This is a genomic window from Klebsiella pasteurii, assembly GCF_018139045.1.
GTDB lineage: Bacteria > Pseudomonadota > Gammaproteobacteria > Enterobacterales > Enterobacteriaceae > Klebsiella > Klebsiella grimontii.
Genome location: NZ_CP073236.1, coordinates 3,843,473 through 3,855,722, shown reverse-complemented (window position 1 = coordinate 3,855,722; position 12,250 = coordinate 3,843,473). Strand labels below are relative to the sequence as shown.

At 60.2% G+C, this 12,250-nt stretch carries 14 protein-coding genes; 8 read left to right on the top strand and 6 right to left on the bottom strand.

Annotated features, from left to right (window positions below; genetic code table 11):
* The first annotated feature begins 87 nt into the window (after positions 1-87).
* Positions 88-504, top strand: coding sequence for a GNAT family N-acetyltransferase (locus KCG39_RS18135; protein WP_123828636.1), 417 nt, complete (start codon positions 88-90; stop codon positions 502-504).
* 216 nt (positions 505-720) lie between these two features.
* Here the strand turns inward: KCG39_RS18135 and KCG39_RS18130 are convergent, their stop codons facing one another.
* Positions 721-1,368, bottom strand: a complete 648-nt coding sequence (locus tag KCG39_RS18130) for a TetR/AcrR family transcriptional regulator (RefSeq protein WP_004126785.1) — start codon at positions 1,366-1,368, stop codon at positions 721-723.
* A gap of 80 nt (positions 1,369-1,448) precedes the next feature.
* On the opposite strand from KCG39_RS18130, the gene KCG39_RS18125 reads away from it, so the two are divergent.
* Positions 1,449-2,945 (top strand): MDR family MFS transporter, encoded by a 1,497-nt coding sequence (locus tag KCG39_RS18125; RefSeq protein ID WP_004126784.1) that lies wholly within the window; start codon positions 1,449-1,451, stop codon positions 2,943-2,945.
* Here the strand turns inward: KCG39_RS18125 and KCG39_RS18120 are convergent.
* Positions 2,942-3,856 (bottom strand): LysR family transcriptional regulator, encoded by a 915-nt coding sequence (locus tag KCG39_RS18120; protein WP_112166077.1) that lies wholly within the window; start codon positions 3,854-3,856, stop codon positions 2,942-2,944. The two genes, KCG39_RS18125 and KCG39_RS18120, sit on opposite strands and share 4 nt — an antisense overlap.
* Before the next feature lie 102 nt (positions 3,857-3,958).
* Between KCG39_RS18120 and KCG39_RS18115 the strand changes: the two genes are divergently transcribed.
* The 4 genes from KCG39_RS18115 to KCG39_RS18100 all read left to right on the top strand — a co-directional run bounded on the left by KCG39_RS18115 (position 3,959) and on the right by KCG39_RS18100 (position 7,181).
* A complete protein-coding gene (locus tag KCG39_RS18115) occupies positions 3,959-4,579 on the top strand; it encodes a pyridoxamine 5'-phosphate oxidase family protein (protein ID WP_087828382.1) in 621 nt (206 codons plus the stop codon).
* Between the two features lie 275 nt (positions 4,580-4,854).
* A complete protein-coding gene (locus KCG39_RS18110; protein ID WP_049113163.1) occupies positions 4,855-5,325 on the top strand; it encodes a nuclear transport factor 2 family protein in 471 nt (156 codons plus the stop codon).
* 161 nt (positions 5,326-5,486) lie between these two features.
* Complete coding sequence (gene nlpA / locus KCG39_RS18105; protein ID WP_032741986.1) at positions 5,487-6,296, top strand: lipoprotein NlpA; 810 nt, start codon at positions 5,487-5,489, stop codon at positions 6,294-6,296.
* Positions 6,297-6,320: 24 nt separating this feature from the next.
* Positions 6,321-7,181, top strand: a complete 861-nt coding sequence (locus KCG39_RS18100) for a DMT family transporter (RefSeq protein ID WP_142468050.1) — start codon at positions 6,321-6,323, stop codon at positions 7,179-7,181.
* On the opposite strand, the gene KCG39_RS18095 is transcribed toward KCG39_RS18100, so the two are convergent.
* Positions 7,173-7,727: an NUDIX hydrolase gene (locus KCG39_RS18095; RefSeq protein ID WP_112166073.1), complete on the bottom strand. Its 555-nt coding sequence runs from the start codon at positions 7,725-7,727 to the stop codon at positions 7,173-7,175. The two genes, KCG39_RS18100 and KCG39_RS18095, sit on opposite strands and share 9 nt — an antisense overlap.
* Positions 7,728-7,896: 169 nt before the next feature.
* On the opposite strand from KCG39_RS18095, the gene KCG39_RS18090 reads away from it, so the two are divergent.
* On the top strand, positions 7,897-8,676 hold the full coding sequence (locus KCG39_RS18090; protein WP_049113161.1) for an MBL fold metallo-hydrolase: 780 nt from the start codon (positions 7,897-7,899) through the stop codon (positions 8,674-8,676).
* A 14-nt stretch (positions 8,677-8,690) separates the two neighbouring features.
* Positions 8,691-9,644 (top strand): GlxA family transcriptional regulator, encoded by a 954-nt coding sequence (locus tag KCG39_RS18085; RefSeq protein ID WP_049113160.1) that lies wholly within the window; start codon positions 8,691-8,693, stop codon positions 9,642-9,644.
* Here KCG39_RS18085 and KCG39_RS18080 read toward each other — a convergent pair.
* The 3 genes from KCG39_RS18080 to KCG39_RS18070 form a co-directional block, all read right to left on the bottom strand.
* Entirely contained in the window at positions 9,641-10,690 is a 1,050-nt protein-coding gene (locus KCG39_RS18080; protein WP_142468051.1) for an NAD(P)-dependent alcohol dehydrogenase, read from the bottom strand. The two genes, KCG39_RS18085 and KCG39_RS18080, sit on opposite strands and share 4 nt — an antisense overlap.
* A gap of 160 nt (positions 10,691-10,850) precedes the next feature.
* A complete protein-coding gene (locus tag KCG39_RS18075; protein ID WP_004126750.1) occupies positions 10,851-11,153 on the bottom strand; it encodes a putative quinol monooxygenase in 303 nt (100 codons plus the stop codon).
* A gap of 1 nt (position 11,154) precedes the next feature.
* Positions 11,155-12,162, bottom strand: a complete 1,008-nt coding sequence (locus KCG39_RS18070) for a zinc-binding alcohol dehydrogenase family protein (protein WP_112166071.1) — start codon at positions 12,160-12,162, stop codon at positions 11,155-11,157.
* Positions 12,163-12,250: the final 88 nt, after the last annotated feature.

Below are 12,250 nucleotides of genomic sequence, written 5' to 3'. Positions count from 1 at the left end.
TAGTCAGGAAATAATGGAGAAAAAAAGGATATTTTGTGAAAGTAGGATGGTGAGTGGTCTATGAAAAATAAAAGATGGAGATAATCAATGACATTAATAATAACAGAGAAGATTAATCCCGCCGATCAGGAAGAGCTGCTGACGGGGCTGCGGGAATTCAATCTGCGCTTTCTGGACCCGGCCCAGTTCGGCGAGCTGGGCGTTTATTCACGCGATGCTGCTGGCGAGATGCGCGGGGGATTGATTGCCAAACGCAAGGGCAGCTGGCTGTGTATTGAATATCTGTGGGTCAGCGAAACGTCGCGCGGCAGCGGCCTTGGCAGCGAGCTGATGTATGAAGCGGAAAACCAGGCGCGGGAGCGCGGCTGCAGCCATATGCTGGTGGATACGTTCAGCTTCCAGGCGCTGCCGTTTTATCAGAAGCTGGGCTATCAGCTGCAGATGTCGCTGCCGGACTTCCCGCACGCGGGTATGCAGCGCCATTATTTATCGAAAGTATTGTAAAGCAGGCCCAGGAGATCCTCCCGGAGGCGGCGCTATGCGCCTATCCGGGCAATCTGAACGCAGGCGGCTGTGAAGCGGGTTGTATCTCCCGGATGGCGGCTGTCGCCTTATCCGGGCTACCCGAACGCAGGCGGTTGTGAACCGGATTGTATTCCCCGGATTGCAGACGGCTGTGCACCTGTAGCCCGGCTAAGCGCAGCGCGAGCCGGGGGGGATTCAGCCGCCGATCCCGCTGCTTATCAGCGCCAGGGCGTGGCTGACAATCATTTGCCTGTCCACCGATTGCAACCGCGGATCGGTGTGGGTGCGGGAAAAAGGTACCAGCACCAGGCTTATCAGGGTGGTAAACAGCAGCTCCGGGGAGAGTGCCGGATTAAGCTTGCCCTCCCGCTGCCAGCGGCGCACCGTCTCCAGCATCTTGTGGTACTTCTCATCGCCAAAACGCGCGTGCATATGCTGGCGCAGCACCGGCATCTCGCCGATGATCTCCTGCATCCACAGCGGCGCGAACCACGCGTTTTTCTCCGCCATCATCGCCAGGGATTCGATCAGCAGCGTAAAAGCGGTGACCGGATCGTCGCCGTGCGCGACAAAAATTTGTCCGATCTCGCTGCGTAGCGGCATAAAGCGCTCTTCGACCAGCTTTTCCACCAGCGCTTCGCGCGAGCTGAAGTAGTAGTGCAGCATCGCGGGCGTTACCCCCGCCTCTTTGGCAATGGCGTTCAGCGAAATGCGGGCGATCCCGTGGCGGGCAAACAGCGCCAGGGCAATATCCATCAGCTGTTCGCGGTTGGCGGGGCCGGATTTCTGCCCGCGAGGGCGACCGGGCCGACGCGGGGCTTCATTGTCTTTTTGTGCTGACATCGTGTGGCGATCCCTTGACCAGATTCATCATTTCCCTAAATATTAATTATGCATTTAATTAATTTCAAGCGAGTCATGCTATGACAACTGAAATCGCCAGCCAACCGGCGGTCCCCTCAATCCGCCTGCTCTTCAGCGCCTTGCTGCTGGTGATGCTGCTCTCGGCGCTGGATCAGACTATTGTCTCCACCGCGCTGCCGACCATCGTCGGCGAGCTCGGCGGACTGGATAAGCTCTCCTGGGTGGTCACCGCCTACATCCTGAGTTCGACCATCGCGGTGCCGCTGTACGGCAAATTCGGCGATCTCTTCGGGCGCAAAATCGTCTTGCAGGTAGCGATTGTGCTGTTTCTTGCCGGTTCCGCCCTCTGCGGGCTGGCGCAAAATATGACTCAACTGGTGCTGATGCGTGCTCTGCAGGGGCTCGGCGGCGGCGGCCTGATGGTGATCAGCATGGCGGCGGTGGCTGACGTCATCCCGCCGGCGCATCGCGGCCGCTATCAGGGCCTGTTCGGCGGCGTCTTTGGCCTGGCGACGGTAATTGGGCCGTTAATCGGCGGCTTCCTGGTGCAGCACGCCTCCTGGCGCTGGATTTTTTACATCAACCTGCCGCTGGGGCTGTTTGCGCTGCTGGTGATCGGCGCGGTCTTTCACAGCAGCAACAAACGCAGCCAGCATCAGATCGACTGGCTGGGGGCGATTTACCTCAGCATGGCGCTGCTGTGTATCATCCTGTTTACCTCCGAGGGCGGCAGCGTCCGCGCGTGGAGCGACCCGCAGCTGTGGTGCATCCTGGCGTTCGGCCTGGTCGGGATTATCGGCTTTATTCATGAAGAGCGGCTGGCCAGCGAGCCGATTATTCCGCTCTCCTTGTTCCGCAACCGCAGCTTTTTGCTATGCAGCCTGATTGGCTTTGTTATCGGCATGGCGCTGTTCGGCTCGGTGACCTTTCTGCCGCTCTATTTACAGGTGGTTAAAGAAGCGACGCCGACCGAGGCGGGCCTGCAGCTGATTCCGCTGATGGGCGGCCTGCTGCTGACGTCAATCATCAGCGGGCGCATTATCAGCCGTACCGGTAAGTATCGGGTGTTTCCGATTATCGGCACCCTGCTGGGGGTGGTCGGCATGGTGCTGCTGACGCGCATTACCATCCACTCCGCGATGTGGCAGCTCTATCTGTTTACCGGGGTACTAGGAGCGGGTTTGGGACTGGTGATGCAGGTGCTGGTGCTGGCAGTGCAGAACGCGATGCCCGCGCAGATGTACGGGGTGGCGACCTCCGGGGTCACGCTGTTTCGATCGATTGGCGGCTCCATCGGCGTGGCGCTGTTCGGGGCGGTATTTACCCACGTGCTGCAAAGCAATCTTCAGCGCCTGCTACCTGAGGGGGCACAGTTGCCGAGGGCGCTGAACCCGGCGGCGGTACAGAATCTCCCGGCGGAGATCCGCCTCGATTATCTGGACGCCTTCGGATCCGCTATCCATGCGGCGTTTCTGATGGCGGCCTGCATTATGGCGGTGGCGTTTGCCCTCTCCTGGCTACTGAAAGAAGCGCCGCTGAAAACCAGCGTGCGCTAGACGGCGGCGGCGATACGCAACAGCGCCTGACGCAGAGCCGGCGCGGCGAAATCGATGAATTTACGCAGCTTAAGCGGAGCCAGATCCCGGGAGGTGTACAGCAGGTGCACCGGCGCAGGTTCCGGTTCCATCGCCTGCAGGAAAAGCGTCAGTTCGCCGCAGGCCAGACCGTCAATCGCCTGGTAGTGCAGCAGGCGCGCCACGCCTGCCCCCAGACGGGCGGCGTCGGCGGCGCTCTCCGGCGTGGTCAGCGACAGGACCGGCTGCAGCGCCACCAGCCGGTCCTCCGCCTCTTCGGCGTTAAAGCGCCAGCCGCGATAAGGCATCGGTGATTCAATACGAATGATCGGTAGCGCGGCCAGTTCGCGCGGGCGTTCGGGTATGCCGTGTTTTTCCAGCAAAGCCGGGTGCGCACAGGTGACGATGCGCATCTCGCCCAGCCGGGTGGCCACCATCCCGCTGTCCGGCAGGGTGCCGATCCGTACCGCTAAATCAATATGATCGCCCACCAGATCGGCGTTGCGGTCGCTAAGCAGTAAACGGACGCGAATCTGCGGGTAACGGGCGAGAAAATCCGTCACCACCGGTAAAACATGCTGACGGCCAAACATGGTCGGCGCCGAGAGAACCAGCTCGCCTTTTGGCTCCTGATATTCGCCCGCCGCCTGGCGCTCTGCGTTCTCCACCTCTTCGAGAATGCGCCGCGCGGCGGCGACATAATCGACGCCGGCATCGGTCAGCGTCAGCTTGCGGGTGGTGCGGATCATCAGGCGCACGCCGAGGGTATTTTCCAGTTCGCCAACCTGGCGGCTAACGGTGGTCAGCGGCATATTCAACGCCCGCGCCGCCGCCGACATGCTGCCGAGCTCGGTAATTTTCACCAGCAGCGCCATCGCGCTGAGTCGGTCCATAATTATCCCGTTTTACGGAAAGATGATTGTCATATTCCCACTATTATCTTTTCTGCCAGCACAGTCCATGATGAGTTACGCCGCAACGCATCGGGAGGAACTATGCCAGCAGAATTTCTTGATATCGCCATGACGCCGGACGTGATGGCTGTCCAACATGAAATGGGCAGCGATGAGCTGTGGCAGTCGCCGCATCGCCAGCGCCGGGGTGAGCGCTTCGGCGCCAGCGAGGAGGCGATGATTGCCACCCGCGACAGCTTCTATCTGGCCACTCTTTCGCAAACCGGCTGGCCCTATATTCAGCATCGCGGCGGTCCGGTGGGCTTTCTGCATCTGCTGGATGAAACCACCCTGGCGATGGCGGATTTTTCCGGTAATCGCCAGTACATCACCACCGGCAACCTGCGCGGCAGCGATCGGGCCTGCCTGTTTTTGATGGATTACCCGCGCCGTGCCAGGCTGAAAATCTACGCCACCGTAGAGGTGACGGCGGCGGATGCCGACCCGCAGCTGCTGGCGCGGGTCGCGCCGGAGAACTATCGGGCACGGATTGAGCGTATTTACCGTTTTCATTTGCAGGCTTTTGACTGGAACTGCCCCCAGCATATTACTCCCCGCTACACCGCTCAGCAGGTGGCGGAGTATAGCCAGACGCTGCAACAGCGTATTGACGAACTGGAGCGGGAAAATCAGCGCCTGCAGCAGCTTATATACCCCAAATAATTCGAGTTGCTTAAAGGCGGCAAGGGAGTGACAAATTCGTCGGGAACGAATTTGACCAGCCGAAGGCTGGCCTCCGGTGAGAGGCAGGAGCCTTTTATTAATCCCCAGGAGCATAGATAACTATGTGACTGGGGGGAACGACAAATCTGCCGGGAGCAGATTTGAACGTCGCTTGCGACGGCCCGTGAGGGCGAGGCCCATGGATGGGCCGAGTAATCCATAGCCAACACATAAGCAACTTGAAGTATGAAGGGTATTCATACAGGAGATTCATGATGACCGAACAACGTCCGCCTCTGCCGCCGTTCACCCGCGAGAGCGCCGCGCAAAAAGTCCGTGCCGCAGAAGATGGCTGGAACAGCCGCGATGCCGCTAAGGTCGCCCTGGCCTATACCGTCGATAGCGAATGGCGTAACCGCAGCGAATTTGTTCACGGCAGAACGCAGATTATCGACTTCCTGCAGCGCAAATGGCGTAGAGAGCAGGAGTACCGGCTGATTAAGGAGCTGTGGGCATGGAGCGATAACCGTATTGCGGTACGCTTTGCCTATGAGTGGCAAGATGACAGCGGCAACTGGTTTCGCTCTTACGGCAACGAGAACTGGGAGTTTGATCGGCACGGACTGATGCATACGCGCTACGCCTGCATTAACGATCTGCCCATCACCGAGAGCGAGCGTCTGTTTCACTGGCCCCAGGGCCGCCGCCCGGACGATTACCCGGGATTGAGTGAGCTGGGGCTGTAAGGCGCGTCCCCGTTCTGCGCAGCGAGCCGCCCCCCGGGAGAAAGGGGGAAGATGATTTTATTTCCGGTTGCGGTTTTTGCGTTTAAAACCTCGCCATAAAGTCGTTATAGTTTCAGACGAAAAATAATAACGATTTTCTATGGACTGATGGGGTTATAACAATGAAATTGCGTTTACGGACAGCCGCCGCCGTGGTGCTGGCGGGCCTGCTGCTGGCGGGCTGCGACCAGAAGGGCAGCGATGCGAAGCACATTAAAGTCGGCGTCATTAACGGCGCGGAACAGGATGTGGCGGAAGTGGCGAAGAAAGTGGCCAAAGAGAAATATGGTCTCGACGTGGAGCTGGTGGGCTTTAGCGGCTCGCTGCTGCCGAATGAGTCCACCAACGCTGGCGATCTGGACGCCAACGTCTTTCAGCACCGCCCGTTCCTCGAACAGGATAATAAAGCCCACAACTATCGTCTGGTGGCGGTGGGCAACACCTTCGTCTTCCCGATGGCGGGCTACTCGCGCAAAATAAAATCCGTCGCCGAGCTGAAAGACGGCGCGACCATCGCTATTCCGAACGACCCGACCAACCTGGGCCGCGCGCTGCTTCTGCTGCAGCAGGAAAAGCTGATTACCCTTAAAGCGGGCACTGGCCTGCTGCCGACGGCGGTCGATATCACCGATAACCCGCATAACCTGAAAATTATGGAGCTGGAAGGGGCGCAGCTGCCGCGCGTCATCGACGACCCGAAAGTTGACGTGGCGATCATCAGCACCACCTACCTGCAGCAGACCGGCCTTTCACCGGTGCGCGACGGTATCTTTATTGAAGATAAAAACTCGCCCTATGTGAACATCATCGTGACCCGTGAAGACAACAAAGACGCGGAAAACGTCAAAGCGTTTATCCACTCCTACCAGTCGCCGGAAGTGGCGAAGGCGGCGGAGACCATCTTCAACGGCGGCGCGGTGCCCGGCTGGTAATGACTGACACAAGGAGACGTGGCGATGACCCGGCAACGCCAGGCTGATTTGCTGCTCATAGCCGCGACGGTTATCGCCGCCTGCGGATGGATTTTTTCCCGGGAAGCGATTGCCGGCATGCCGGTTTTCGCTTTCCTCGGCCTGCGTTTTTTCTTCGCCGCGCTGCTGCTGCTACCTTTCTGCCGCGGCCTGCGCGTCGAGAGGCAGCAGTGGCCGCGCATGATTATCAGCGGCCTGTGGTTTGCGCTAAACCTGTGCCTGTGGATCTATTCGGTATCGACGACCCCGTCGCTGGGCGAAGGGGCGTTTATCATGAGCCTGTCGATGCTGTTCGTGCCGCTTACCGCATGGGTGATGATGAAGGCGCGGCCGGCGTGGGCCTACTGGGAGTGCCTGCCGATTGCCATTGTCGGCCTCGGCTTACTCAGCCTGCATATGCCGATTGCGTTTCACCCCAGCCAGGGCTGGTTTCTGCTGACCGCGCTGGTGCAGTCGATCTGGTTTTGCTACACCAGCAAAAGCGCCCGCGAGGTGCCGCTGATCCCGCTGACTACCGTGCAGCTAGGCATCACCGGGATTGTCGGGCTGGGGATTTCCGCCGCCGTTGAAAGCTGGACTCAGCCGTTTACCCTGCCGACCTTCGGCTGGCTGCTCGCCAGCATCGTTATCGCCACCAGCCTGCGCTTCGGCCTGCAAATGAAGGGGCAGAAGTACGCGGCGGTCGCCAGCGCGGCGATTATAATGGTGCTGGAACCGCTGCTGACGGTGATTGCCGCCGCGCTGTGGTACGGCGAACAGCTGCCGTTGCAGAAGATTATCGGCGGTGTGCTGATCCTCGTCGCCCAGCTGTGGTTTCGCTGGCGGATGCTGAAACCGTTACGCTAAACCGGTGCGCCGTTGCGCCATCAGATGCAGCAGCGGCACCAGCGATAGCCCGTCCGGCATCTCGCCGCGGGCGATCAGCTGGCCAATCTCTTCGAGGGTAAACCAGCCCGTTTCCATCACCTCATCCTGATCTTCATCCATCCCCACCCAGGTTAAATCACTGGCAAGCCAGGTGATAAACAGCTGGTCGCTGCTGCCATAGGATGGGTTATAGCGGATGATTTCGTCGGCGCGCTGCGCCTGCCAGCCGGTCTCTTCCCGCAGCTCGCGCAGGGCCGCCTCGCGCGGGTCTTCCTCTTCATCAACGCCGCCTGAAGGAACGGCCCACACCACCCGATCGATCAGGTAACGGTAGTGGCGAATCAGCAGCACTTTGTCATCCTGCATCGCCACAATCCCCACCGCCGGGCGAGGATAGTGAATGGAGTAAAAATCCCGCCGATCGCCGGGCGCCATATCAATTCCGACCTTGCGCATGCTGAACCATGGGGTGTCTGCCAGAACTTCAACATCGTGCATATCGGCGGAGGTGAGTTTCTTTTTCATCGTAGCTACTGTTCCTCAACGTTGAGCGTTCAGCACATCATAGCCGGGAGCCAATGGCAACCGTCGCAGATTGGCCCGATTTCATCGTTCATTGCCCAAACGCCCATATTGCGCCAGGCTTGTGGGACGTACGATGTTCGCCAGATAACCGCGAAGAGGAATGAACATCATGAAAATCACCCATGTGCGTAATGCTACCCAGCTTATTGAATATGCGGGTAAAAAGTTTCTGATTGACCCGATGCTTTCAGCCAGGGGCGCCTGGGCGGGTTTCGCCGGTACCGCGCGCAGCGAGTTGCGTAACCCACTAGTGGAATTACCTTTTTCCATTGAAGCGATCGTTGACGTGGATGCCGTTATCGTCACCCACACCCATGATGATCACTGGGACGAGGCGGCGATCGCCGCGATCCCCAAAACCCTGCCGGTTTACGTCCAGCATGACGCCGACGCTCAGCTGCTGGGCGGCCAGGGCTTTCGCGATATTCGTCTGCTCTCTGAGGGCAGCGCGTTTGCTGACGTTGCGCTGGTGAAAACCACCTCGGGCCAGCACGGCAGCGATCGCACCTATGCGGTGCCGGCAATGGCCGAGCGCCTGGGCGAAGCCTGCGGCGTGGTGCTGCGCCATCCGCAGGAGAAAACCCTGTGGCTGGTGGGGGACACCATCTGGCGCGATGAAGTGGAAGCCGACATGCTCAGGCTGCGCCCTGACGTAGTGGTGTTGAATGCCGGGTATGCGCACGTCATCGGTTTTGGGCCGATCATCATGGGCAAAGAGGATGTGCTGAAGGCGCACTTCACCCTACCGGAAGCCAAAATCGTCGCCAGCCATCTGGAGGCGGTGAACCACTGTCTGCTCAGCCGCGATGAGCTACGCCAGTACGTGGCTGACAATCAGATTGCCGAGGCGGTAAGCATCCCGCAGGATGGGGAAAGTATGGTCTTTTAAAAGCGGAGCGGGCGATGAAACTCACGGAAGTGGCGATTGTAGCGGTGGACGGGTTTAGCCCGTTCCACTACTCGGTGCCCTGTATGCTGTTTGGCGATACGGTCTCGGAAACCAAACGCTTTAACCTGCATATTTGCGCCGAACGGCCCGGGCTGCTGAGCGCCCGCGACGGCTTCGCGCTGAACGCCAGCGGCAATTTTTCTCTTCTGGAGCAGGCGGATATCGTGGTAGTGCCTTACTGGGGGGCGGTAAATCAGCGTCCTCCGCAGTCGCTGCTGGACGGTCTGGTTCGCGCGCGCAATAACGGCGCGCAGATCGTCGGCCTGTGCCTCGGGGCGTTTGTACTCGGCTACGCCGGGCTGCTGGACAACAGGCGCGCGGCGACCCACTGGGAGTTCGAACAGGATTTTCAGCGCCTGTTTCCGCAGGTGCGGCTGGATATCAACGCGCTGTACGTTGACGATGAAGGGGTAATCACCTCGGCGGGTACCGCGGCGGCGCTCGACTGCTGCCTGTATCTCATTCGCCAGCGTTTTGGCAGCCTTGTCGCCAATCAGATCGCCCGGCGGATGATCGTCCCACCGCACCGTGAGGGCGGCCAGGCGCAGTTTATCGCCCAGCCGGTACCGAAAAACACCCGCGACGCGCGGATTAACGGCCTGCTTGAGTATCTCCAGCAGCACATCCGCGAACCGCATAATCTTGACTCCCTGGCGCAGGTGGCGGCGATGAGCCGCCGGACCCTGACCCGCCATTTCGCCAAAGCGACCGGGATGGGTATCGCCGACTGGCTGGCCGCCGAGCGCCTGCGGCGCAGCCAGATCCTGCTGGAGGCCGGGGATTTACCGGTCGGACAGGTGGCGGAGGAAGTGGGCTATCGCTCCGCCGTAACCTGGCGCCAGCAGTTTAAAGCGCGCTTTGGTGTCAGCCCGGCGGAGTGGCGGCGCACCTTTCGCCGCGGGGCTTAATCGCCGAGCGTGGCACTGTCGACGACGAAGCGGTATTTCACGTCGCCTTTAATCATCCGCTCCCAGGCCTCGTTAATCTGGTCGCCGCGAATCAGCTCTATATCGGCGACGATGCCGTGCTCGGCGCAGAAATCGAGCATCTCCTGGGTTTCCGGAATGCCGCCGATCATCGACCCGGCAATTGACCGGCGGCGGAAGATTAGATTAAACACTTCCGGCGAGGGATGCGGCGTGGCGGGCGCGCCCACCAGCGTCATGGTGCCGTCGCGCTTGAGCAGGGTGGTGAAGGCATCGAGGTTATGCGGCGCCGCCACGGTGTTGAGAATAAAGTCGAAGCTTTTCAGGTGGGCGGCCATTTCGTTTTCGTTGCGAGAGACCACCACTTCGTCCGCACCCAGCTCCCGCGCCGCGTCACGCTTGGATTCCGAGGTGGTGAAGGCCACCACGTGGGCGCCCATGGCGTGGGCCAACTTGATGCCCATATGCCCCAGTCCGCCGATGCCAACGATGCCGACTTTCTTACCCGGCCCGACGTTCCAGTGGCGCAGCGGCGAGTACGTCGTGATGCCCGCGCACAGCAGCGGCGCGACGGCGGCCAACTGCTCTTTGGGATGGCGGACGCGCAGCACGTAGCGCTGATGAACGACGATCTGCTGGGAGTAACCGCCTAAAGTGTGGCCGGGCGCGTCCTGCGTCGGGCCGTTATAGGTGAGCACCATATGGTCGCAATAGTTTTCCAGCCCATCCCGGCACTCCTCGCACTCTTTACAGCTGTCGACCATACAGCCGACGCCCACCAGATCGCCCACGGCGTGACCGGAGACCCGACTGCCCACGGCGGTCACCCGGCCGACGATTTCATGGCCCGGTACGCAAGGATAGAGCGTTCCGGCCCATTCGGCGCGGGCCTGATGTACATCCGAGTAGCAGACGCCGCAATAATCAATGGCGATCTGCACATCGTCCGGCCCCGGTTCGCGGCGGGTGATGGCCATTGACCCCAGCGGCTGGCTGGCCGAGTTCGTTCCAATAGCGTTGATCTGCATAGCAAAACCTCTTCTACATAACGGCGTTGAATAAAACGGAGGGGGGAGAGCGTTTTTTTGAGCGGCAGGATCAAGCCTGGCCTGGTTGAGGCGGGTTGGGAGGGGGAGAGCTCAAAGGGTCAAAGATGGGCTCACCCCCGTAAACGGAGTACAGAAAATATCAGGGCGCGACGGGCGTCAGGTAATCCAGCCGCAGCGGTTCGGCAAGCAGGTCATTCATCTGCGCGATAAAATTCTGGAAGTGCGGCAGGGCGACATGCGCTTCCAGCGCTTCCTGACTACGCCAGGATTCGCGCATATAGAACGTATCCGGCGCATCGCGCAGCTGAAACAGGGCGTAATCGAGGTTGCCTGGCTCCTGACGCGTCGGCAGCAGCAGCGCCTGCAGGGCTTGCCGCAGCGCATCTTTCTGCCCCGGCTTTGCCTTCAGCACCGCGATAATCGAGATCGCTTCGTGGCTCATCTTAAAAGCCCTCCAGCACGATTTTGCCCACCGAACGCCCGGTTTCCAGCTGCGCGTGCGCTTTTTGCAGGTTGGCGGCGGTGATGGCGCCGTAGTGCTCGCCGAGGGTGGTCTTAATGGTGTTGTCGTCTATCAACGCCGCCACGCGGGTCAGCAGCTGATGCTGGGCGATCATATCCGGCGTTGCGAACATCGAGCGGGTAAACATAAATTCCCAGTGCAGGGAGATGCTTTTCACCTTCAGCGGCACCACATCGAGGGTTTCCGGGTCGTCAATAAGCGCCAGTTTGCCCTGCGGTGCGAGAGCGGCGATCAGCTGCGGATAGTGCTGGTCGGTATTGGTCAGGCTGGCGACATGGGTCACCGCTTTAACGCCAATCCGCGCCAGCTCGTCGGCGAGCGGTTTGCTGTGATCGATAACATGATGCGCGCCCGCTTCCCGTACCCATTTCTGGCTTTCCGGACGCGAGGCGGTGCCAATGACCGTCATGCCGGTCAGCTTGCTGGCGAGCTGGGTCAGTATTGAACCGACGCCGCCCGCCGCGCCGACGATCAGCAGCGTGTCGCCCGCGTTGCCGCCTTCCTTTACGCCAAGGCGGTGGAACAGCAGCTCCCAGGCGGTTATGGCGGTGAGCGGTAGCGCGGCGGCGGAGGCGTTGTCCAGCGAACGGGGTTTGCGGGCGACGATGCGCTCATCCACTAACTGAAATTCGCTGTTGCTGCCCGGACGGCCCAGCGCGCCGGCGTACCATACTTCATCTCCCGCGGCGAACAGCGTCACCGCGCTGCCGACGGCTTTCACCACGCCGACCGCGTCCCAGCCCAGCACGCGCGGGGTATCGGCGTTAAACCCGGCGCGGACTTTGGTATCCACCGGGTTGACGGAAATGGCCTTCACTTCAACCAGCAGGTCATGCCCCTCGGCAACCGGCTGCGGCAGCTCAATGTCGGTTAAAAAAGGAATATTGCTGCCTTCGGTCGCTGCGCGAGTAATGGCGATCGCTTTCATACACTCTCCGGTTTTGAATAAGGTTCATCGTTTGACTGTACTGAGGATAGACCGCGGCAGGCGGGGGAAAAATGGCCCGACGGCGATA